17 protein-coding genes are annotated in these 22,427 nt (G+C 43.8%); 4 read left to right on the forward strand and 13 right to left on the reverse strand.

Annotation, left to right across the window (positions count from 1 at the left end; genetic code table 11):
• Positions 1-211: 211 nt before the first annotated feature.
• From KYS23_RS08925 to KYS23_RS08935, 3 genes are read left to right on the forward strand one after another with little or no spacing between them, the layout of a single operon-like run.
• A complete protein-coding gene (locus KYS23_RS08925) occupies positions 212-709 on the forward strand; it encodes a (2Fe-2S)-binding protein (protein ID WP_218418430.1) in 498 nt (165 codons plus the stop codon).
• Complete coding sequence (locus KYS23_RS08930) at positions 709-1,731, forward strand: FAD binding domain-containing protein (protein WP_218396622.1); 1,023 nt, start codon at positions 709-711, stop codon at positions 1,729-1,731. Before KYS23_RS08925 ends, KYS23_RS08930 begins: the two co-directional genes overlap by 1 nt.
• Positions 1,721-4,030 carry a xanthine dehydrogenase family protein molybdopterin-binding subunit gene (locus KYS23_RS08935; protein ID WP_218418431.1) on the forward strand — a complete coding sequence of 770 codons (2,310 nt, stop codon included), beginning with the start codon at positions 1,721-1,723 and terminating at the stop codon, positions 4,028-4,030. Before KYS23_RS08930 ends, KYS23_RS08935 begins: the two co-directional genes overlap by 11 nt.
• Before the next feature lie 159 nt (positions 4,031-4,189).
• Here KYS23_RS08935 and KYS23_RS08940 read toward each other — a convergent pair whose 3' ends face one another.
• From KYS23_RS08940 to KYS23_RS08980, 9 genes are all read right to left on the reverse strand, one after another.
• The gene (locus KYS23_RS08940; RefSeq protein ID WP_159531799.1) at positions 4,190-4,639 is read right to left on the reverse strand and encodes a hypothetical protein; all 450 of its coding nucleotides are present in this window, start codon (positions 4,637-4,639) and stop codon (positions 4,190-4,192) included.
• Between the two features lie 543 nt (positions 4,640-5,182).
• Positions 5,183-6,118: a transposase gene (locus KYS23_RS08945; RefSeq protein WP_218418432.1), complete on the reverse strand. Its 936-nt coding sequence runs from the start codon at positions 6,116-6,118 to the stop codon at positions 5,183-5,185.
• A 243-nt stretch (positions 6,119-6,361) separates the two neighbouring features.
• Entirely contained in the window at positions 6,362-8,110 is a 1,749-nt protein-coding gene (locus tag KYS23_RS08950; protein ID WP_159531795.1) for a flotillin family protein, read from the reverse strand.
• A 17-nt stretch (positions 8,111-8,127) separates the two neighbouring features.
• Complete coding sequence (locus tag KYS23_RS08955; RefSeq protein ID WP_218418433.1) at positions 8,128-8,748, reverse strand: OB-fold-containig protein; 621 nt, start codon at positions 8,746-8,748, stop codon at positions 8,128-8,130.
• 110 nt (positions 8,749-8,858) lie between these two features.
• The gene (locus tag KYS23_RS08960) at positions 8,859-9,680 is read right to left on the reverse strand and encodes a hypothetical protein (protein WP_218418434.1); all 822 of its coding nucleotides are present in this window, start codon (positions 9,678-9,680) and stop codon (positions 8,859-8,861) included.
• Between the two features lie 66 nt (positions 9,681-9,746).
• Positions 9,747-11,660: an alkaline phosphatase gene (locus KYS23_RS08965; protein WP_218418435.1), complete on the reverse strand. Its 1,914-nt coding sequence runs from the start codon at positions 11,658-11,660 to the stop codon at positions 9,747-9,749.
• Positions 11,661-11,673: 13 nt separating this feature from the next.
• Positions 11,674-13,257: an alkaline phosphatase gene (locus KYS23_RS08970; protein WP_218418436.1), complete on the reverse strand. Its 1,584-nt coding sequence runs from the start codon at positions 13,255-13,257 to the stop codon at positions 11,674-11,676.
• Between the two features lie 323 nt (positions 13,258-13,580).
• Complete coding sequence (gene lpxH, locus KYS23_RS08975) at positions 13,581-14,306, reverse strand: UDP-2,3-diacylglucosamine diphosphatase (protein ID WP_159531785.1); 726 nt, start codon at positions 14,304-14,306, stop codon at positions 13,581-13,583.
• 121 nt (positions 14,307-14,427) lie between these two features.
• Positions 14,428-14,919: a peptidylprolyl isomerase gene (locus KYS23_RS08980; RefSeq protein WP_159531783.1), complete on the reverse strand. Its 492-nt coding sequence runs from the start codon at positions 14,917-14,919 to the stop codon at positions 14,428-14,430.
• A gap of 161 nt (positions 14,920-15,080) precedes the next feature.
• Between KYS23_RS08980 and cysS the strand changes: the two genes are divergently transcribed.
• The gene (gene cysS / locus KYS23_RS08985; protein ID WP_159531781.1) at positions 15,081-16,463 is read left to right on the forward strand and encodes a cysteine--tRNA ligase; all 1,383 of its coding nucleotides are present in this window, start codon (positions 15,081-15,083) and stop codon (positions 16,461-16,463) included.
• A gap of 67 nt (positions 16,464-16,530) precedes the next feature.
• Here cysS and KYS23_RS08990 read toward each other — a convergent pair whose 3' ends face one another.
• The 4 genes from KYS23_RS08990 to gloB form a co-directional block, all read right to left on the reverse strand.
• Positions 16,531-18,663 (reverse strand): TonB-dependent siderophore receptor, encoded by a 2,133-nt coding sequence (locus KYS23_RS08990; protein ID WP_218418437.1) that lies wholly within the window; start codon positions 18,661-18,663, stop codon positions 16,531-16,533.
• A 114-nt stretch (positions 18,664-18,777) separates the two neighbouring features.
• Complete coding sequence (locus KYS23_RS08995; RefSeq protein ID WP_159531777.1) at positions 18,778-19,833, reverse strand: ion transporter; 1,056 nt, start codon at positions 19,831-19,833, stop codon at positions 18,778-18,780.
• 18 nt (positions 19,834-19,851) lie between these two features.
• Complete coding sequence (locus tag KYS23_RS09000; protein ID WP_159531775.1) at positions 19,852-21,531, reverse strand: lytic transglycosylase; 1,680 nt, start codon at positions 21,529-21,531, stop codon at positions 19,852-19,854.
• Positions 21,532-21,594: 63 nt separating this feature from the next.
• A complete protein-coding gene (gene gloB / locus KYS23_RS09005) occupies positions 21,595-22,386 on the reverse strand; it encodes a hydroxyacylglutathione hydrolase (RefSeq protein ID WP_159531773.1) in 792 nt (263 codons plus the stop codon).
• Positions 22,387-22,427: the final 41 nt, after the last annotated feature.

Here is a 22,427-nt window from a genome sequence, read left to right on the forward strand (position 1 = left end):
GTGTAACTAAAGCCGCACCAACTCCAATAGTCGTCGTTAGCATTCAGATGTTATCGGCAATCTAAAGAGCGTGCGGTTTTTCTTTTTTAAATCGCAACATCAAATGCTGAACCAAACATAAAAAGGGGGCGTAGTGAAAAGGTGAACGACAAATATTCAGCTAACTCCTGAGCAGTAACGGATTGATAGCTGTACGGTATAGGAAAACGCCATGTCTACACTTTTTATAAATGAAGAAGCTTACCCCCTCCCTGAAGATCCAAGAACCACGCTACTCGATTTTTTACATCAACATCTCTCTATGTTTGGCGCCAAAAAAGGCTGCGACCACGGTCAATGCGGTGCCTGTACCGTATTAGTTGACGGAGAGCGAATAAATGCGTGTTTGGTTTTCACCTTTCAGCTTGAAGGAAAATCGGTTACCACTATTGAAGGAATAGCCAAGAATGATGAGTTACACCCCCTACAAAAGGCCTTTGTAGAGCGGGATGCTTTTCAGTGCGGCTATTGTACTTCGGGGCAAATTTGCTCAAGTGTGGCATTGCTTGGTGAGCGAGCAGCAAAGAACCCCAGTGCGGTAACCTGTGGTCCTGATTACTCATCTAAAGAAGATATCAGGGAAAGAATGAGCGGCAATTTGTGCCGCTGTGGCGCTTATCCCAATATTGTTGATGCAATACAAGATGTTATTGCTTTGGAGCCACAATAATGAACCCCTTTAGCGTACAGCATATAAAGCATACTCAAGATATTACCGGTTTATCAACCGAAGACCGCGCTAAGTATATTGCTGGAGGTACTAATCTTATCGACTTGATGAAACTTCAGGTTGAAACCCCTTCACAGTTGATTAATTTAAGCCAATGGGAAGATGAGCAGAGTATTACTGAACACGACGATCATTATCGTGTTGGTGCCATGGTTACGAATACGGCACTCGCCAACTATGCCTATCACAAGCCATCACTCTCCTTGCTATCTCAAGCATTATTAAGCGGCGCCACGGTACAACTTCGAAATAGAGCGACCACCGGAGGCAATCTACTACAACGAACGCGGTGCTACTATTTTTACGATACCACTAATGCCTGCAATAAGCGCCAACCTGGCTCAGGGTGTGCGGCATTAACAAGCATGAACCGTATTCATGCCATTTTAGGTACTAGTGATGATTGCATTGCCACTCATCCATCAGACATGGCTGTAGCTATGATAGCCCTAGATGCAAAAGTGCTGCTAACCGCAAAATCAGGTGAGGAAAGGGGGGTACCAGTACGTGAATTTTACTGCGAGCCCGGTAGTACACCTCATATAGAAAATATTCTCGAGAATGAAGAGGTTATTACTGCCGTCATTATTCCAAAACAACGTCATGGCAGCCAATATTACCGTAAGGTGCGTGACCGTTCTTCTTATGCCTTTGCTTTGGTATCGGTAGCTGCTGGGCTTGTGGTAAAAGGCAATAGAATTGAAAAGGTTACATTAGGCTTTGGCGGGGTAGGAACTAAACCTTGGTTCCCTGCGAGCGCTATTAAAATGCTTATAGGCGCTGAGTTTTCTGATGAAGTTTTAGACCTCGCTATTGATGCTGAGTTGGCCGATGCGAAGGTATATGGCAGTAACAATTTCAAACCTGATTTACTCCGTAATACATTCAAAAGCGTACTGAATTCACTTTATGAACATCAGTGTGAAAATGATGATTACGAAGGAGCGCTTTATGAAAATTGATACTTCGAAAAACGTATTAGGAAAGCCGATAAATCGTGTAGATGGTGTTTTAAAAGTAACTGGACACGCACGTTATGCAGCCGAGCAGCAGTTCGATGAAAAAGCGTTAGTGGGGTGGCTGGTAGCTTCCGACACTGCCGTAGGAGAAATTACTCATTTATCGACAGAGAAAGCTGAAAAGGCAGAGGGCGTGCATGCTGTACTAACCTATAAAAATGCTGGACCGCTTAAGCCATTCAGTAAGCCCGCAAGCGAAAGCCGTTTTACGCAGAGTAGGGCTGTACTAAACGAGCCTCATATTCGTCATTTTGGTGCGCCAGTTGCTTTAGTCATTGCTGATACATTGGAGCAAGCCCGTTATGCTGCGAGTTTGGTTGAGTATACGATTGATGCTCAAAGTCCAGATTTGCTTCTATCTTCAGAGCAGGCCACTACCGTGCCTGATTCCCTTGATGGCGGATTTGAAGCTGATGTCGAAAGTGGAAATAGCAGCCATGATAAAAAGGCAGTGGAGATAGAGGCTGACTATACCACCCCCTCTCAAATATCCGCGGCCATGGAGCCACATGCAACCATTGCAAACTTTGATGGCGAAAAGCTAAGCGTGTATACCAGTGTGCAAATTATTGCATCAGCAGTGGAAGCGTTAGCGGTTACTTTCGAATTAGATGAAGAGAACATTGAGATGAAAAGCCCCTTTATTGGGGGAGGTTTTGGTTCTAAACTAGGTTTGCATTACGATGCCGTATTGGCCTGTTTAGGGGCGCGATATTTGAAGCGACCGGTGAAGGTTGTTCTAAGCAGACGCCAGGTATTTTACAATGCGCCTCATAGAGGACATAGTTTTCAGCAGATGCATTTGAGTTGCGACAGTGATGGTTTGATAGGTGATATTGAACATCATAGTGCTATGCCGAAAGCAAAAGGTTACGAGTTTGCCGAGGCTACTGGAGCGGGAGCACGTGTAACGTATGCTGCAGAATTTATAAACAGTACCCATAGAATAAAGGATGCAGACACCCCGCTTATCGACTCTACACGTTCGCCTGGCGATGCCATTGGCTCGCTGGCGTTTGAATCGGCCATAGATGAATTAGCCCTAAAAGCGGGGATAGATCCGCTTACCTTTCGAATTAAAAACCTACCTGAAGTTCACCCTGTTAGTGGTAAGCGCTTTACTACCCATAGGTTGGGAGATTGCTTACAAGAAGGGGCACAGAAATTTGGGTGGCAACATAAACCAGCGCCCAAGCCTGGGAAATTAATAGGCCATGGCGTGGCAAGTGCTATGCGTATGAACGTTCTGGTACCCAGTGCAGCCAGCATAAGCCTCGACAGCAATGGAAAGCTTACTGTGCGTTCGGATATGACAGATATCGGAACGGGATCTTACACCATTTTGGCGCAGATAGCGGCAGGCGCATTCCATTCACAGCTTGATAGTGTAGATGTACAACTTGGTGATAGCAGCTTGCCACCATCCTGTGGTTCTGGGGGCTCTTTCGGCGCGGCAAGTACAGGCTCAGCATTAATGAAGGCCTGCGAGTTGTTGAAGCAATCGTTGAAGAAAACACTCAAACAAAAGTTGCCAAACCTTACGTCGGAATGTGAGTTGGTGTTAGAAGGCAACATGCTGGTGGTTTACGAAACCGATGTGGAAACCGATGTGGACACCTACACTACAACAAATCTGGACACACACATTAAGAGAACAGATGTGGACACACACACTAATAGTAGTGAGCCGCAGCGTTTTCTTTTAAGTGAGCTTATCGATAAGGATAATTTTCCACTAACTGAAATAGGTGAAGTGGGAGAAGATGATACAAGTGAAGACGAACAGTATTCTTGTGGCGCTCATTTCGTAGAAGTGGAAGTGGACACCCACACAGGTGAAGTGCGACTGAAAAGACAATATGGCATTTTTTCAGCGGGTAAAATCCTCAATGTTAAAACGGCGTCTTCGCAAATTAAAGGCGGTATGGTGTGGGGGGCAGGGTATGCACTTACCGAAGCCATTCATCATCACACCGATTCGGCCAGTTTTATCAACCCCGACTTCGGCGAGTATCATATTGCAGTTAACCGCGATATTGCTGATGTCACCTTAGATTTCCTAGAAACGCCAGATTATGAAGCATCTCCTATTGGCGCCAAAGGCATTGGCGAACTTGGTATTACAGGCGCAGGAGCTGCTATTGCCAATGCGATTGCAGATGCAACGGGCGTGCGAATTCGAGAATTTCCGATCACAATGGATAAGGTGATGGAAGGACTGCAAAATAAGCGTGGAGGTTAGGCATGAGGTTCGTTAAGGATATATGGCGAACCAATAGGCTTTAACCGAAAGAGTAGTAACTATTATCTTCAATTTTGGAAAGATAAAATTATGTGTGACTCATAATTCGCAAGGACGCGATGAGTCACACGTCGAGAGGTTCGATATAAATCACATAGATTATTTTAAAATTATTTCTCGTAACATATATTCCCCGGTCAAGGTACGGATTTTGGGGTACCCGGCGCTGAGTTCTTCAGACATAGTTTGATTGTCTTCCCCCCATTTTTTCATAAAAGCTTCATATTTTTTCTTACTGGGCTCCAAATCAGAGAGCTTCTCATAGGTAACGACTAATAGCATATTGAAGTCACCAGTTAATGGGAGTTCACTTGCGTATATTTTCCAGTCCTTGATGTAACCCATATCTTTTTGAATTTGGACTGCTTTAGCCCATGATTGCTGTAACCCGGCTAAATACATGTCTTCCATATTGGGGGCGACTTTAACCATGGTCATTGAGACAAGCTCGGTACCAATATCAAAATCTTCATAGATATCAAGGCGATCTTTGGCTTGTAGGTTTGTACAAACGCCAATTAACGTAAGGATTAAAAGTATAATTTTCATTCATTATCTCCTGATAATATTGAAGTGAGTTAATGCCCCCTACTTCAAATTCCAAGAGACTTGCGGAGTGTAACAGTTTTTATGGGTTGGTTAAATTTCATACAGATTTTATTTTTACTTCAATCTAAAAATCGAGTATCTCGATAGAGCTCCAATATCTAAAAGCTCCAATATTTAGACACCCATACTTCTGCAACGATATAGGGTACTTATCTATCTGAAGTTTTAGTAATTCGCTTAAACCTTCAACCTTGAGACACTCACTCAAGTTCAAACTGCTAATGCAATATAATCACATTTCTCGGGCTATAAAACAGGAGCAAATTAAGACAGCCACCTTTAGGGAATGTATAGAATATCTGCTTTTAGGAGTAAATCATTTCCCTTCTCGTTGCTGGAAGTGACTTGTCAGTGAGGTTGGAACAATACGTATATCGCTTGTAACTATTGCTTGAAATCTAGCATTTTTTATAAAATGGAACGAACGCTTAGTTACTATTAGAAGAGTTGCGCTGAGGGTGCCGTTTAGGTTTATACAGTTAGTTAAGCGGTTTCCAGTATCTTCTGTCTCCGTATAGCTATTGAAAGACTAATTGACGATGAAAACTGTTTTTCAATCCCTTGGCACATGCCTTCCCAGTCAATATTTTGTAGTCCAGTGCGAACAAGAATAGGTGAGAGAATATTGGAAATATAGCCATTTTGATCCGAACGGATTTTTCTTCCCAATTTATCGACGAGCTCTAGGTAATCATCGAGTAGAAAAGGGAGCCCTTTAATTGTATTCCCGTTACCTGCAAAAGGTTGTAAATGCCGAGGTTGCTTTCCAATCCTAGCTGCAGCAACTCTTTTTTTGATACTTGTGAAATCAGATTTTTCTGGGGTTTCTGATAAACCTACGCGCAACGGATTCAAATCGACATATGCCATGCAGGCGGCCAAGGCAGCTTCATCAAGTAATGATTGAGATTTAAACCTACCCTCCCAAAAACGTCCGGTACATTCGTCTTCTTTGTTTGCTAGACGCGCAATAAACTCATTTAAAAGCCGCATAAACCAACTGATATCGTGCAACCTTTGACGATATATATTTGCTGTTGCTATTACGGATTCTATTTGGGCGTCTGAAAGTAAGCTACGCTGTTCAGCTTGCATATACTGACGGGTTAAGTTTGTGCCTTTGTGGAGCGTATGCCAACGTTTCAATACTTCGTGAGTAGTCCACGATAAGGCTTCATCTCTGTCGACATGCAAAACGACGTGTGTGTGGTTGCTCATCACTGCATAGGCACAAACGTTAATAGCGAATATACTGGCTAGTTTAATTAGCCTAGCTTCAACCCACTGACGGCGATGCTCGTAGCTCTTTCCGCTGTAATGGTCTTCACCACACAAGAACGCTCTGCGCACGCACCGCGAAATACAATGGTAGTAAGGGGTATCTTGTAAGCAGATGAGCGATTTTCGAGGGCGAGGCATAGCGTAAACTCAGTAATCTTTATAAGTGTCACAATAGTGCCGTTTACATGAATATTAATATACTGAACTTGGGGCGGGTTTGTGTGGCTGTCCAAGCTTAAGTTGCTAGTTTAAGCGAGGCATCGAAAATGAAGTTCGGTGGGTGTCCAAGTTTTGCTTAGAGAAAGTGAAAATAACCTATCGATATGAAATAAAGAAGCCCCTGAAAGGGGGCTTCTTTATGAGTTTATCGGCTACGCAATACTATTCCGCCAATGCATCGGGTTCAGGAGGTTTGGGGGCTTTTATGACAGGTGCGTTAGCAGCTGTACCTGTTAGTATTTCACTTTTGCCAGTAAGTAAGTCATCGAGGGTACCACTTTCACTGTTTACCAAGCCGACTTCCCGAAGCATTGCGTCAACTACAGGCGCATTTGCTCGGTAACTTAAAGCCGCTTGTGTGACCTGGTCTGCTAAACCGCTACCTGTCGCAACGGTTTGGCCACTACCAGATTGACCGCTCCCTTGACCGTAGCCTTGAAGAATTTTAATACCTTCGATGTTCTCAAGAGGCTTAACTGCTTGCGCGATAAGCTCAGGTAAAACTTCCATCATAGCTAGCGACTTTTGAAGTTCGATCTGTTCATCTTTAAGTGTATTTTCTGCTTCATAAAGTGCCTGTTTACCTGCGGCTTCTACGGCAAGCACTTTCTCGTCTGCTTCAGCTTGTAGCATTTTCGCATCAGCGCTGGCTTTTGCTTCCGTTAAAATGGCTTCAGCAGTATTTTCAGCAGCCTCTTTCTTTGCAGCTGCTTCAACAGTAATATTCACCGCATCACGTTCCGCTTCTTTTTGCGCATCAATGACTTCAATTTGCTTCTTACGTTCAGCATCGGCTACCAATTTAGCGGTGATAACAGCTTCTTCTTTTTCTACTTTGGTTTTCTCTGCTTCTGCGGCTTTCGCGCGCGCCGCCGATTCTTCTTCAGACTTATTTGCAACCGCAATTTGTTTTACTTGCTCAGCAACTTCTACTTCTTGCTGTTGACGAATACGCGCTTGTTCAAGAGCCTGACTTTTAGCGATTTCTTGAGTTTCTATCTCACGAGACTTTTCAATTTCGGCAGCTTCAATTGCGCGATTTTTAGCAATCTCTGCTTCGCGCTCTTCACGCTCTTTCATTTCTCGCTGCTTCGAGATTTCCGCTTTTTGTTCTTGGCGTTTAAACGCAAGGGTTTGCTCCTGCATCAAACGGGCTTCTTCTTCATCGCGCTTTACTTCTAAAGACTGTTTCTCTGCAGCCAAGTTACGTTGTTCAATAAGAATACGGTTCTCTTGTTGAATATCGTTGGTTTCTTTGCGCTTTTCTTCAATAATTTTAGCAAGACGAGCACGACCTTCAGCATCGAATGCGTTGTTTTCATTGAAAAATTCAAGGTCGGTTTGATCGAAACCAGTTAAACTGACTGATTCCAACTCCAAACCGTTCTTTTCTAAATCGTTAGCCACGCTCTGTTGTACTTTCTGTACGAAATCGGCACGTTGTTCGTGCATTTCCGTCATGGTCATCTCGGCTGCCACGGCGCGAAGCACGTCAACAAACTTAGACTCCATTAGCTTTTTAACTTCTTCAGCTCGGGTTGTGCGTGTACCTAATGTTTGCGCTGCCATAGAAATTCCGGCTGAATTAGGCGCTACACGAAGATAGAAGTCAGCTTTAACATCAACGCGCATTCTGTCTTTCGTTATAAGCGCATCTTTCTGCGTTTTTTCCACCTCTATCCGCAGTGTGTTCATATTGACTGGAATAATTTCATGTACAACAGGAAGTACAATTGCACCCCCGTCTTTAATAACTTTTTCACCACCAAGTCCGGTTCGAACAAAGGCGGTTTCTTTGGTCGCTCGAGTGTACAGTTTGGCAAAAATAAGCCCAATAGTGATAAGGGCTACTACAATAATACCTGCAATAAATAGCAATGAAGGTAAGTTTGACGTTTGAAGGGTTTCCATACTCAGTCTCTTATTTATTATTGATAACGGGTGGCTAACCAGCTGTGGGTGGTTTTCTTAACAAGGATTACGCGCTCACCTTGCTTGAAGAGTTCATTGTCTTCAAAAGGTTCGACTAAAACATAGTGGGGCTGTGCATAATCATCGGTGAATTTAGCTTCTGCCGGATTCCCCTTCGATGCAATCCCAATAGTTATATGTGCTACCGCACCTATGAAGTCGTCGTTTTGAATAGCAGAAGTTTGAAATTTTGGAATTACAGCCGCAATTATCACACTTACTTTCGATGTGAGTAAGGTACCGACAATCGCGGAAAAAGGGAGCGTTACCCAAACGGGTAGGGTGGTATTAGCAATAGATTTGGTGGCGTAATTAGTCACAAACCCAAGTAAACCGAAAATGCTTAAAAGCACCACCAGCCATATTAGCAGCGGGACTCTATCTAAATTGAGCCAGCTCCCAAAACTAAGAATAGAGCTACTTTCTACATCAATATTTGAGCTAGGCATGTCGTCAAGCAAACCAACCATGCTTATGCCAAAAACAAGCCCCACAATTTCTATAATGAATAGAATGGCTACCGTGGCTAACGCGATACTAAACCAAAAATTCGCATCGCTCAGCAAAATATCTAACATTTACACCGTCCCTGATGATGTCTTTATTAACCTTTTTATATCACATTCTGTTTATATATCCAGTCAAAAACGACCAAACTAGGGACAGTTTTATATGATAAACCTAAAGTTTAATGACGGTGACCTTCACCTATCGCATTCCCATTTTGGTCATAAAATCCGCTAGCGCCTGCTTCTATAAAACCCTGATTTACCATGTTAGTTAAAAAGGGGTCGGTATGATCATCGCCAATGTCAGCATAATCGGTAGCTTTGTATTTATCACGGCTTTCAAAAAATGCTTCTAAGTTTACATTGTCGTCAACTGAAACTAATGACCATTCTCGGGTAGTATTCTTTTCATTCACACGAAAATGTTGGATTAGTTTTAACTCAGGTAGCCAAGCGAGCGTCATATCTACTTTGCTATTTTGATAAGTTAAATACTCAATTCTCATACAACCTTTGCCTTCAGAACGCTCTAAAGTCATTTTGTTTAGCAAAGTATTGCTAATTAATTGATAACGAAATGAAAAGTCTTTTTCTACTCGGCCGTGAATACTTTCGCCTGGCTGATATTCGATAGCGCGTTCGTGCTTATCAAAATAACGAACAGGCTTGATTAGCTTGTTTCGCACCATTGTCCAAGTTTCAGTAATGCCAACCTGGGGGTACTGATGAGCAACCGTATTGTTATAGCGCAAAAGCGAAATTTCCGTGCTATTGCCGGGAGTGAATCCGCGGCGGGTAGTGACGGTATAGTCAGCTTTCAGGTTGCCTGCTTCAAGTTCGCATTTTATGTGGGTGTCCAAGTTACTGGAGTGGGTGTCCAAGTTACTGGAGTGGGTGTCCAAATCTGTGCTAACAGACGTCGCGTGGCTAGGCGCGATAGTTAGCAGGGCTGAAATAACATACGTGGCTAAAGCTAACGAGGGTAAAACTAGGTACTTCATGTATATAAAACTCCGAAATAAGGGAGCGCAAACGCTCCCTTACGAACTGACGATAAACGTAATTTTTTATTCCACTACGGCGTCTGCTTGGGTAACGAAGTCACCCGCGAAGTCCATGATATGGAAGATTACGCTTTGTTCGTTTGTGCCATTTACTAAGAAAGCGCCAGGGCCCTTAGCATGAATACTCACGTCTTCTCCTGAGTGAGTTTCTGAGCCCATAGGAACTAACGCTTCTTGGTGATAACCCGGGGTAGTAGTGTCGATATCAGTAAGGTCTTTGCGACCAGTATCGTACGCTGTAGCGTAACCCGCATCTGAATTGGTTTCGTCTCCAAGGTTTCTGAAGCCAAGACCATTGGTGTAACCCAACGTGGTATAGGGTGTACCATCAGACGCTGTAGCGGCTTCGTCAGCGCCAACATTTACCACTTTACCTAATATGGGATTACCACGTTTAGGGTAGCCGGCAATGGTAAATACATGGCCATGGTCAGCAGTAACAATAATGAGTGTATCTTCATCGTTAGTCAGTTCGTCAGCCATGGCAACAGCGTCAGCAAAGGCTAAGGTATCGTATAAAGCGCCATAAGCATTTCCAGCATGGTGAGCATGGTCAATACGACCCGATTCAACCATAAGGAAGAAGCCTTCATCGTTATTATCAAGAATATTGATAGCCGCTTCAGTCATTTCTGCAACCGAAGGCTCACCAGCAATATCGTTGCTGCGATCAGCTTCATACTGCATATGCGATTCATTAAACAAACCAAATACGCGTTCGGTCGTTTCGGTGTCTAAGCCGTCAAAACCAGATTGGTCGACGATATAAACACCATTTTCATACATATTCTGCCATTCCGCTGTAAGGTCTCGACCATCCGTTCTATCACCTTCAACTTCGCTTGCAGCATCTACACTATTAAACGCAGCATCGTTGGGAAGAAAGTGGCGGCGGCCGCCGCCCATTACTACTTCCAAGCCATCCACGTCTAAGCCTTCATAGTTAGCTTCTAAGTTAGCTTCGAAGTTTACTAGCTGATCGGCTATATCAGGGCAGCCAGCAGTAACCGCATCTTCAGGCATATCAGATACATCTTCCCAGTTGCGGTCGGCCGACTTGGCGTAGGTAGCTGCTGGTGTAGCATGAGTAATGCGAGCAGTAGAGATAATACCGGTAGATTTACCCGCTATTTCTGCAAGTTCTAATGCGGTCACGAGTTCGTTGCCAGCAACCGTACTGCATTCGCCGCGCTCAATATCTTCATCAACGCCAATAACACCCACATCGGTTTTTACACCACTAACCATGGCTGTCATGGTGCCAGCAGAGTCTGGAGTTTGCGCATCAACGTTATACGTTTTAGACAATCCAGAGAATGGGAATTTACCAAAGCTAAGCTGGTTTTCTTCGCCATCAAGCCCTTTTAACTGGCCATCTAGAATTCGTGCGGCTGTAATGGTTGAAATGCCCATGCCGTCACCAACGAACAGAATAACGTTCTTCGCTTTACCGCGAAGGTCGGCTACCATAGCCTGTAACTCTTCATCGTTGGCTACTTGAGTAACTTCGATGTTAGCGCTCGAGATACTTGCTGAGGTGCCTGTCGCATCCATCCACACTTGCTTGTTGTTTTCCACTTTTGCACTGGCGGCTATAAACCAGTCGTTGTTCAAAGTAGTAAGCAGCTCACCGGTTGCAACTTCAGAACTGCCGGGTGCACAAACGTAACTTGTATCGGTGATTTCGTCGTCACCTAACGTGCCATCTGCATTGGTATCTAGGCCAGAATCAAACTGTACACCGCTATTCGGGCAGTTTGCATCGCCTACTGCTAACGCAGTTTGCACGGTTAAGCTATTAAGGCCATTTGAACCATCAACACCTGCTGCGCCATCGTTTCCGTCATCGCCTTCAAGAGAGCAGGCGGTTAGGCCGGCAACTGCTAATGCAACAATACTCAATTTAAAAAGTTTCATTGTTCTTCTCCACTTATTCGTTTATCAGGCCAAGGGCTTGGTTGATTAGGTGGAAAACAACATTTTGTTCTATCACACCTTGTGCTAATTGACTTCCTGGTCCAGTTGCGTGTAATGCTATATCTTCACCAGAGTGTGTTTCAGATCCAAGTGGAATAAGTGCTTCTTGGTGATAACCGGCGGTAGTGGTATCTACATCGGTCAAGTCCATACGACCTGCCGCATTGTCGTAGTTGTAACCTTCATCAGAATCGGTTTCTGTTCCTAGGTCACGAAAACCTAAGCCATTGGTGTAACCTAACGTGGTATATGGCGTGCCATCGGACGCTGTTGCGGGTTCTTCTGCTCCAACATTAACCACTTTACCTAAAATGGGATTACCGCGTTTTGGGTAGCCTGCAATAGTAAATACATGGCCGTGATCAGCCGTTACTAAGATAAGTGTTTCAGATGGATCTGTGTTTTCATAGGCGGCCATTACAGCGGCTTCAAACGCCAAAGTGTCTGTAAGTGCACCGGCTGCATTACCAGCGTGGTGGGCATGGTCAATTCGGCCTGACTCAACCATTAAGAAGAAACCAGTGTCGTTGTTATCTAAGATGTTTACCGCAGCTTCGGTCATTTCAGCAATAGATGGCTCGCCCGCTACGTCATTAGCGCGGTCTGCTTCGTATTGCATGTGCGACTCGTTGAACAAAGCAAAAACCCGTTCAGTCGATTCAGTGTCTAAAGTGTCGAAGCCTGCTTGGTCAACAACATAGACACCATTTTCATATATCTCTTGCCACTCTGCGGTAAGGTCACGGTTGTCTGTACGATCGCCTTCTACTTCGCTAACTGCATCAGCACTATTAAAAGCCGCATCATTAGGTAAGAAGTGACGACGGCCACCGCCCATAACCACTTCAATACCGTCAACATCAACACCTGTATATCTGTCTTCTAGGAAGGTTTCAAAATTGACTAGTTGGTCTGCAATATCAATACAGCCGGCCGCAGCAGCCTCTTCTGGCATATCTGAAATATCTTCCCAGTTACGATCAGCCGATTTAGCGTAAGTGGCCGCAGGCGTAGCGTGTGTAATACGTGCAGTAGAAATAATACCGGTCGCTAAACCTTTAATTTCAGCAAGTTCAAGTGCAGTAATAACTTCATTGCCAGAAACGGTAGCGCATTCTCCGCGTTCAATATCTTCATCAACGCCAATAACACCCACATCTGTTTTTAGGCCTGACATCATCGCTGTCATAGTGCCCGCAGAATCAGGAGTTTGTGCATCAACATTGTAGGTTTTGACTAAGGCTGTGTGAGGAAAGCTTTCAAATGCCAAGTAACCTTCTTCGCCCAACTCGCCTTCTAGCTGCCCTTTGTGGATGCGCGCAGAAGTAAGTGTAGAAACCCCCATTCCGTCGCCTACAAACAAAATCACGTTTTTGGCTTTGAACTGGTTGTTTGTCACTAGTTTTTCAGTAAGTTTGCTTTGCGCATCTGAATACCATTCGTTATCTGTTTGGTGTTCGGGTAAAACAGCTGCTTGCAAACCAGATGAAGCAACCAGTGCAAGAGCACTAAGCTTCGTTTTCCAAGTACGATTCATCGTCGTTCCCTACATTGAATTTAAATTGTGATGGTCAGTTTTATTGTTAATTAGTACGCAAATCGCCAAATGAAATTGATTCTCGTTATCATTTAAATGCGCTATTTTCAACGATATATCGGGAAAGTGACGTTTATTTGACAGATTTTTGAACGGGCTTTAACAAAGCAACTACTAAGTACAAAATTTAAGAGAAGGAGGGCAAGACTATTTGTAAATTATCTTTACAAATTAGAGTGTTGGAAAAGCGTATTTTGAAGACAAATAATAAAATTAAATTTATGAAATTTTTAGTATGACAGGAAGCTAAGTATCAGATATCGCTACTTAAAAGTGTGATGTTGTAACATAACATTGGAGTGTGATACACACAATGTGCTGCCTTGATCATACCAGTCACCTAACACGATTCTGGTTGCAGGTTTGCCATTGGCGGTAAGAGAATGAATGTTAGGGCGGTGTGTGTGTCCATGAATTAAGCGTTGAACATTGTGCTGCTCCATAACCTTAATCACTTCTGTGGGTGTCACATCCATAATGTCTGGCTTGAGGTGCTTTTGGTTCTCTTTACTTTCCGCTCGACCATTTCTTGCAACGCGGCGTCTGTACCATAAAGGCAAGGCTAGCATTAGCCTAGGCCACCACCAACCGCGAGATTTCTTTCTGAATTTTTGATAGGCCACATCGTTAGTGCAAAGCTCGTCGCCGTGGGTGATAAGTGTGGGTGTCCCGTATAGGTCAATAACGGTGGGTTCGTTGATAAGTGTCATTCCCGCCTTGTATGTCCAGCCTTCGCGTATCGCAAAATCGCGATTGCCATGCATAAAGTAAATAGGCACATGTTGGCTTAAAGTCTTGAATGCCTCTGCAATAGCGGTATTAAATGGGGTAACGTCATCATCGCCAATCCATACTTCAAATAAATCGCCCAACACATATAAGGCATCGGCTTCCTTTGCATCGCTTTCTAAAAATTGCATTAGGCACGCGGTGATGTCAGGGCGGTCTGCACTTAGGTGTAAATCAGCGATGAAGTAGGTAAATGACATAGAAATGGACAACTTTGAAAGGCGTTTCGAAAAAAGAGGCCGCTTTGAATGAGTACGGCCTTTGCTTAATAAGATGTAGCGATAGTGAGCATTTAAGGTTTTAAATGCTCACTTAACAGCACTAAGCTACAACCGCTTTTTCAATAACAACTGGCTCAACAGGTACATCTTGATGATAACCGCTTGAACCGGTTTTAACGTTTTTGATTTTCTCAACTACGTCCATGCCGTCGGTAACTTTACCGAATGCGCAGTAGCCCCAGCCATTCACTGATTCGCTAGTGTGGTTAAGGAAGCTGTTATTACCCACGTTAATGAAGAACTGCGCAGTTGCTGAATGCGGATCATTAGTACGTGCCATCGCAATAGTACCAATTTCGTTAGCAACGCCGTTGTTTGCTTCATTTTCAATAGTATCTTTGGTGTCTTTCTGATCCATATCTGCAGTGAAACCACCACCTTGAATCATGAAACCGTCAATCACACGGTGAAAAATAGTGTCATCGTAAAAACCTTCTTTAACATAAGCTAGAAAGTTCTCTACAGTTTTAGGGGCTTTGTCTTCAAATAATTCTAGGGTGATGTCACCAAAGTTTGTTTTGAGAGTAACCATTTCTTCGTGTCCTGCCTTTAAATAAGTAAATACCCAGTAATATTACCGCATAACCAGCCATGCGGGGAAGTAGCGATGCTAAAATGCATCGCAAAATCTTACCATTTGGCCACATACAGTGCTAAACTTTGCGGCCATTTTGATACTTAGGAATTCACTTTATGCTACACCTTTACAATACCCGTACCCGTGACAAGGCGAAATTCGTGCCGCTTCAAGAAGGGAAGGTGGGCTTGTATGTGTGTGGTATTACCGTGTACGACCTAAGCCATATGGGGCATGCTCGCACTTACCTTAGTTTCGACATACTTGTTCGATACCTGCGTCATTTGGGTTTTGATGTGAAGTACGTTCGTAATATCACAGATATTGACGACAAAATTATTGCCCGTGCTAATGAAAACGGTGAAACCTTTCAAGCGTTAACTAAGCGCACCATTGGCATGATGCATGAAGACTTTGCGGCTATCAATTTACTTGAGCCAGACGTAGAGCCAACCGTTAGCGGACATATGGTTGAGATCATCGATATTATTAAGATATTGATGGATAAAGGCTTTGCATATCAGGCCTCAAATGGCGATGTATTATTTGATGTAAGCAAATTCCCTGAATATGGCAAGTTGAGCAAGCAGGACTTAGATCAACTTCAATCTGGATCCCGTGTTGAAGTAACATCGGACAAAGATGACCCGCTAGATTTTGTGTTGTGGAAACCCGCTAAAGCCGGTGAGCCTGCATGGCAATCGCCGTGGGGTGAAGGCCGCCCCGGTTGGCACATTGAATGTTCTGCTATGAACAAAAAGCATTTGGGTGCACATTTTGATATTCACGGTGGAGGTTCTGACCTTACGTTCCCGCACCATGAAAATGAAGTGGCGCAGTCTTGCTGCGCATTTGATACACCGTACGTAAACGTGTGGATGCACGCAGGCATGGTGCAAGTAGACGATGAGAAAATGTCTAAGTCGTTAGGTAACTTTTTTACCCTTCGTGACGTACTACAAGAGCACGATGCTGAAACCTTGCGCTTCTTCTTAATGTCGGCACATTACCGTAGCCAGTTAAGTTACTCGCAAGATAACATTACCCAAGCAAAAGCGGCATTAGAGCGTTTATACACTGCGCTTCGTGGTGTATCAGTAGATGAATCTACCGACCTTAGCTACGGTGGTTATTTAGCGCGCTTTGAAACCGCCATGAATGACGATTTAAACGTACCTGAAGCATTTTCAGTATTGTTTGATGTGGCGCGTGAAATAAACCGAAATAAAGATAATACCGAAGAAGCGAGTAAATTAGCTGCGGTGCTTAAAGGTTTAGGTGCTATTTTGGGAATGCTGCAAAGCGACCCAGATGCTTACCTGAAAGGCGGTAGCGAAAACGATGATGAAGCCGCTGAAATAGAAGCGTTGATAAAACAGCGGAACGATGCTCGTGCAGCTAAAGATTGGGCTGCAGCAGATGCTGCGAGAGATGCACTTAACGCTAAGAATATAGTGTTAGAAGATGGGCCTGCAGGTACGACTTGGCGCAGAGGGTAGGTGCTCAAAACAAAAAAGGGCTTAGCTGACATCATCGGCTAAGCCCTGATTATCAAAAAACATTCGCTTAAAAACGCTTTTCAATACCAATTTCAAATCTACGCTGTGCACCATACCAACAGTTATTCGTGTCGTAGCAAGCACCAACATACTCTTTGTCGGTCAAGTTACTTACGCTTCCCGTCAGTTTTAAATCATACTCTGGCATGTCGTAAGACAATACCGCATCAACCAAGGTGTAAGAAGGCACAGTGTCGGTGTTGTACTTATCTACTTGGGTTTCACCCACGTAACGTACACCTGCACCTAACATTAACCCGTCTAGAGCATCGTCGAAAAAGTAGTTTGCCCAAACAGAGGCACTTTCTTCAGCAACCCATACCGGTGTTTTACCTACTACGTCTGGGTCTAATGTATCTTCGGTCACTTCCATATCAAGGAAAGTCGCATTTGCTTGAACCGATAGTGCGTTGGTCACGCGGGTATTAAGTTCTAGCTCAATCCCTTTAGATTCAACTTCACCATTTTGTGTATATTGCGCAAAGTCTGACGTATTGACCACTACATTTTGTTTCGTCAGTACGAAGTACGCCCCCGTAAACGTGGTTGCGCCATCACCGCTAATATATTTAGTACCCACTTCAACTTGGTCAGCTGTAGTAGGTTTGAAAGCTTCGCCAGTAACTGAGTCGGTGCCTGAAACAGGTTCGAAAGATTCAGAGTAGTTCGCATACATGCGCCACCCTGAGTCAAACGTGTACATAGCTGCTACACGGCCTGAAAACTCATTCTGGTCAATTTCTGTGGTGCTGCCGTAAGGGAAGCCAGCGTACTCATTTTCAGCTACATCGGTACTTTCAAATTGATCATATCGACCATTAAGTAAGAACGTGAAATTATCGATACGAATTTCGTCTTGAAGATAAAAGCCAATTTGCTCAATGTCGATAACGTGATCTTCTTGATAGAAATCCAGTGGCAGCGAACTTACATCGAAAAGGTCGTTATCAATATTGCTTAAATCAAGCACTGGCGTATCTGTGGTTAATGTATCGCGATACGCTACGGTTGAGTCGGAATTTTGATAATCCACACCGAATAACAGGTTGTGTGATACATCGCCAGTTTTCACAAAACCTGCGACCTGCGTATCAACGGTCACACCATCAATTTCTTCATCGGTAAGGTACGCTGAACGGGTAAGGAAAATTCCATCCGTTGGTTCACCAGAATGATACGAGTTTTGCTGCAGGGCATCCGCATCGGTGTAGCGAAATTTTTGTAATACTGACCAGTTTTCACTAAATTCATGGTTCAGTTTATAGCCAAGCATAAGCACTTCCCGAGAATAACTGTTCCAGTTTTTATCACCGGCGTAAACACTAGCGTCAAGCTTGCCATAAGGTGCTTCGTAAAGGGTACCAACGCCTGGAAGTGGGGTAGAGGGCACCATTTCAGGGTCGTCTTGATAGTACGCAGAAAGGGTAAGCTCCGTTGCCTTGCTAATATCTACGGTTACAGAAGGCGCAATGGTGTAGCGCTCATTCTCAGTAGTGTCCTGAAATCCATCTTGTTTTCTACCAAGTGCCACAATACGAAAGCGCGCGTTGTCGGTAAGTTGGCCGGTAGTATCTACACCAAGCTCAAATAAGTTATCTGAACCTACCGCTGCACGAACCAAAGTTTCGTCTTCGTCTTTTGGATATTTGGCCACCTGATTCACCATTCCACCTGGAGGAACTAGTCCATAAAGTGACGATGCAGGGCCTTTTAGAATTTCTAATGATTCAGTGGCGAACGAGTCTACTTGCGGGTACAAATTCCAACTGTTGTTACTTAAAAGGGGTAGGCCATCGTAAAAAGTTTGGTAGGTATCGAATCCACGAATGGTAAATTGGTCAAAAATAGTGATGGTTGGGCGACTTTCAGTCGTTACACCGGAGCTATAGCGCAAGGCTTCTGACACAGATTGTGCTTGGCGCAATTGCAAAAGTTCTTGATCGATAACACTAATACTGACAGGCGAATCGATAGGGCGCAAAGAAGACTTAGTCGCCGTACTTCTGTACGACTGCATAGGGTTAACTTCAATGTGCTCAAGGCTTTCATCGTCTTGTTCTTGTGCAACTGGTGATGTAGCTACCGCTATCGCTAATGCGGTTAAGGAAGGGTAAAACCAACCTTTACGACCGTTCGACATTCTTTATTTCCTCAAAATGTAAGACTAACAACCAATGGTATTGGTCAGAAGTCTACCATATGAGTATTGAAATGATAATGGTTATCATTAGGTTTTAATTTTGCAAAGGTGTATCTACAAGTTCCTTTTTATTGTTGTATCCTCTGAAGGCGCTGTTACTGGCATCGTAGATTCTTTTTTAGCGAGCTCTGATTTCCAGCGCTGTTGTGCAATGTGTCCTTTCATCAATTCTAAGCATTCATTCACCACCTGTAATACTTCTTTATCTAATGCATCGGCTGTAGGGGTGTAATCATGCATACCCACTGAGATGAAATGGTCGATGCGATCAGCATCTAAATCAGACAACAAATTTACCAGCGACATGGTGACAATATCGGTTACCGATTCCTCCAGTGTGTTTTCAATTGTTTTACCAATTATGGGTAAGTAATTAAGCGTAGACACCTGGGAGTTTCCACGTACCGCTTTGCCTACACTTTTGCGAACATGTTCACGTATCACTTCACCATGTTCGTCGTTACTTATCGATTGCCCTAAGTGATTAATAACACCCGCCATCCATTGGGTAATAACAGGGCGGCGTGGTGCAAGGACTTGCTCGGTAATCTCATCTACCAATGGTGAGCCTGCGGCAATGTCTTTTTGCGCATCGCTTAATACTTTCACCACAATTCTGTCGCTAAGCTCTTCAACAAATACATCGTAATAGAAGGCGAAGAACCGAAAAATTGCGGTGCGGTTTAAATCAATAATTTGATATTTGTGCAGCCGATGCAAAATTGAAAATATGCGTAGGAAGCGGAACAGCCGCGTAGCCCCAAGAGGAATTAGTCCAACTAAATCGTACCAATGCAGAAAAGGGAAAAAATACCAACGCAGGTGCTCTTTGCGCACGATGGCAACAATCCACCTAAAACAAAACTCAGTGAGAAAAATGCCAATGAAGACTAAATCAACCAACAAGAAGTTGTGATGAATGGGGTCGTAAGCGTTAATTAAAGCGGGGAAGAAGGCATCTATTTGAGAATAGATAAAATCGGTAGCGTACAAGGCATCGAAAATTAGCCATGCTAGGTTTAAAAATAAAATACCCAGCATGACTAAATCTAAGATCAACCAGGGCGTTTCATGACTGTTACGTAAATTGTCCCGGTTAATCCTTAGCATTGCTCTATCCTTTGCTATTTAGCCTGTGCTATTTAATCTAGTGACGTCTACAAACAGCTTTAGCTTCTGGCCCGGCTGTAAGTAACGCGATGTATTAATGTTATTCCATTTGCCAATATTGCTGATGCTGACATTGAATTTATTCGCAATGCGCGACAGGGAATCACCGTTTCTAACCGTATAGGTTACGCGTTTGGTTATAGCATCAGCGTTTTTTGAGTTGCTATTGTTATTCTGCCAAACCACTAATTTTTTCCCAAGATGGAGCATGTCGCCAGGCGCCATATTGTTCCAACTCGCTAGTTTTTTAGTAGTAACGCCATATTTACGTGCAATATCCCATAACGTATCACCTGAGCGAATAGTATGGGTAACTTTATATGCACCGTGCTTTTTGTTTTGCACACTGGCTAAACGCTGGCCTTGTGATAGGTCGTAATTATCTAGCGCTTTCAAGGCCACAGGTACCATAATGGGTTGGCCAATACGAATAACGTTAGAGTTAAGCTCATTAACTTGCTTAATCACTTTTACAGTGGTGTGATATTTATTCGCAAGTTTCCCTAAGCTATCGCCAGGCTTCACCGTATGACGTACCCAATTCAATCGGTCGGTACGATCAATTTTAGCAAGCGCATCACTAAAATCAGCGGCTTCGGTTAACGGTAACACTAATCTATGCGGGCCCTCTGGAGCAGTAGCCCAGCGGTTAAAGCCAGGGTTCAATGCATGTAACTCTTTAAGCGTCATGCCCGCAAGGTCGGCAGCAAAGGCCAAATCTACCTGTGAACCAATATCAACCACTTCGATAACGGCGACGTTTTCAACTTCAGGCCATGCAAAAGCATATTCATCACGATGTTTTAAAATGTCTGCCAATGCTAATAATTTCGGTACATACGCACGCGTTTCACGAGGTAAGTTTAACGACCAAAAATCGGTAGGCTTACCGGCTTTTTTATTTGCGCGAATGGCTTTTGAAACTCTGCCTTCGCCACTGTTATACGCCGCTAGAGCATGTAGCCAATCGCCATCGAACATGTTCGATAAATAGGTTAGGTAATCTAAAGCACCTTTTGTGGACGCTATAACGTCACGACGCCCATCGTACCACCAGGTTTGCTCCATTCCGAAACGCTTGCCCGTGCCGGGAATAAATTGCCACATACCAGCGGCTCGGCCATGAGAGTAGGCAAAAGGGTCGAAAGCACTTTCAACAATGGGCAATAACACCAATTCCATTGGCATATCACGCTTTTCTATTTCATCAACAATGTAGTAAAGAAACGGCTTGGCACGAGTAACCACACGTTTCATGTACTCTGGATGCTTTAAATACCAGTTTTTTTGCACATCAACGCGGCGATCATCGGGAATGTATAAATCAAGCCCATCGCTTACTCGCTGCCACACGTTGGTAATAATGGCTTCGGTTTCTACTGAAGGATCGTCAATAAGCTCTTCTGCTTCCGACAGCAGATTATCTTTAGGGTGCACTACATCAATAACGCCTTCGCGCGCTATTTCACAGTCTTCAATTGCTTCTGGCGTGTCGTATAATGTGTTGCAGGGTTCAGTAGCGCCTTCAACATTTTGTACATTCGCCACGTCTTCTTGTATTTGTTCTTCGGTGATTTGGCACCCACTTAGCCCTAACGCTAATAAAACGGGTGACAAAACAAACAACTTCAACTGCATGTAGAAGGGACCTCTCGAATACCTGCAAACCGCACATTCTACCTTCAGTGCGTTAGTTTTGCATTAAAACTCATCTTTCCAGCGCCGAACTGCAGCAAATACCGCTACATCGTCGCCCATGTTTTTTTCGCAATAAGCTTCGGCAGCAGTTTGTACAGAAAGTTCATGAGAACGTAAGAAAGGGTTAATTTGTTTTTGCTCTGCCAAATATGAGGGCAGGGTTGGCATACCCATTTCTCGCTTTTTATCTACCCACGATGAATAGTTTTGTAGGTTTTGATTTTCTGGTTCTACTTCTAATGCGAAGCGTACGTTCGATTGAGTATATTCGTGGGTACAGTAAACCAGCGTGTTGTCGGGCAAGCGCTTCAGCTTGTTCAACGAGTGCAACATTTGTTCAGGCGAACCTTCGAATAACCGGCCACAACCTGCTGAAAATAATGTATCACCACAAAACAAAACGTTGTGGCCAAAAAACGCAATATGATCGAGTGTATGACCGGGCACTTCCATTACTTGGAATTCTAAATCTAATACAGGAAGCTGTAAGGTATCGCCTTGCGAAACGGATTTAGTGATGCCACGAATATGTCCCCCTCTTGGGCCGATAACGGGAAGGCCTGGGTTTGCCGACATTAATTTGGCAATGCCACCCGTGTGGTCATGATGATGATGCGTAATTAACACGGCCGCTAAATGTAGGTTTTCACTGTTTAAAAACGAGAGTACGGGCTCCGCATCGCCTGGGTCGACAACGATCGCTTGGTCGTTATTGTGAATACACCAGATGTAATTGTCGCTAAATGCTTCTATTGGAAAAATTGAAATGCCGTGAGGAAGAACGTCAGTCGTCATGGTGCACCTGCTTGTGTAGGTATAATTATGCGATACTATAA

It is taken from the genome of Alteromonas lipotrueae, assembly GCF_019249255.1.
GTDB classification, from domain to species: domain Bacteria; phylum Pseudomonadota; class Gammaproteobacteria; order Enterobacterales; family Alteromonadaceae; genus Alteromonas; species Alteromonas lipotrueae.

Coding starts and splice junctions, on each gene's coding strand:
- KYS23_RS08925 (WP_218418430.1), top strand. CDS start 212: ATGTCTACACTTTTTATAAATGAAGAAGCTTACCCCCTCCCTGAAGAT.
- KYS23_RS08930 (WP_218396622.1), top strand. CDS start 709: ATGAACCCCTTTAGCGTACAGCATATAAAGCATACTCAAGATATTACC.
- KYS23_RS08935 (WP_218418431.1), top strand. CDS start 1,721: ATGAAAATTGATACTTCGAAAAACGTATTAGGAAAGCCGATAAATCGT.
- KYS23_RS08940 (WP_159531799.1), bottom strand. CDS start 4,639: ATGAAAATTATACTTTTAATCCTTACGTTAATTGGCGTTTGTACAAAC.
- KYS23_RS08945 (WP_218418432.1), bottom strand. CDS start 6,118: ATGCCTCGCCCTCGAAAATCGCTCATCTGCTTACAAGATACCCCTTAC.
- KYS23_RS08950 (WP_159531795.1), bottom strand. CDS start 8,110: ATGGAAACCCTTCAAACGTCAAACTTACCTTCATTGCTATTTATTGCA.
- KYS23_RS08955 (WP_218418433.1), bottom strand. CDS start 8,748: ATGTTAGATATTTTGCTGAGCGATGCGAATTTTTGGTTTAGTATCGCG.
- KYS23_RS08960 (WP_218418434.1), bottom strand. CDS start 9,680: ATGAAGTACCTAGTTTTACCCTCGTTAGCTTTAGCCACGTATGTTATT.
- KYS23_RS08965 (WP_218418435.1), bottom strand. CDS start 11,660: ATGAAACTTTTTAAATTGAGTATTGTTGCATTAGCAGTTGCCGGCCTA.
- KYS23_RS08970 (WP_218418436.1), bottom strand. CDS start 13,257: ATGAATCGTACTTGGAAAACGAAGCTTAGTGCTCTTGCACTGGTTGCT.
- lpxH (WP_159531785.1), bottom strand. CDS start 14,306: ATGTCATTTACCTACTTCATCGCTGATTTACACCTAAGTGCAGACCGC.
- KYS23_RS08980 (WP_159531783.1), bottom strand. CDS start 14,919: ATGGTTACTCTCAAAACAAACTTTGGTGACATCACCCTAGAATTATTT.
- cysS (WP_159531781.1), top strand. CDS start 15,081: ATGCTACACCTTTACAATACCCGTACCCGTGACAAGGCGAAATTCGTG.
- KYS23_RS08990 (WP_218418437.1), bottom strand. CDS start 18,663: ATGTCGAACGGTCGTAAAGGTTGGTTTTACCCTTCCTTAACCGCATTA.
- KYS23_RS08995 (WP_159531777.1), bottom strand. CDS start 19,833: ATGCTAAGGATTAACCGGGACAATTTACGTAACAGTCATGAAACGCCC.
- KYS23_RS09000 (WP_159531775.1), bottom strand. CDS start 21,531: ATGCAGTTGAAGTTGTTTGTTTTGTCACCCGTTTTATTAGCGTTAGGG.
- gloB (WP_159531773.1), bottom strand. CDS start 22,386: ATGACGACTGACGTTCTTCCTCACGGCATTTCAATTTTTCCAATAGAA.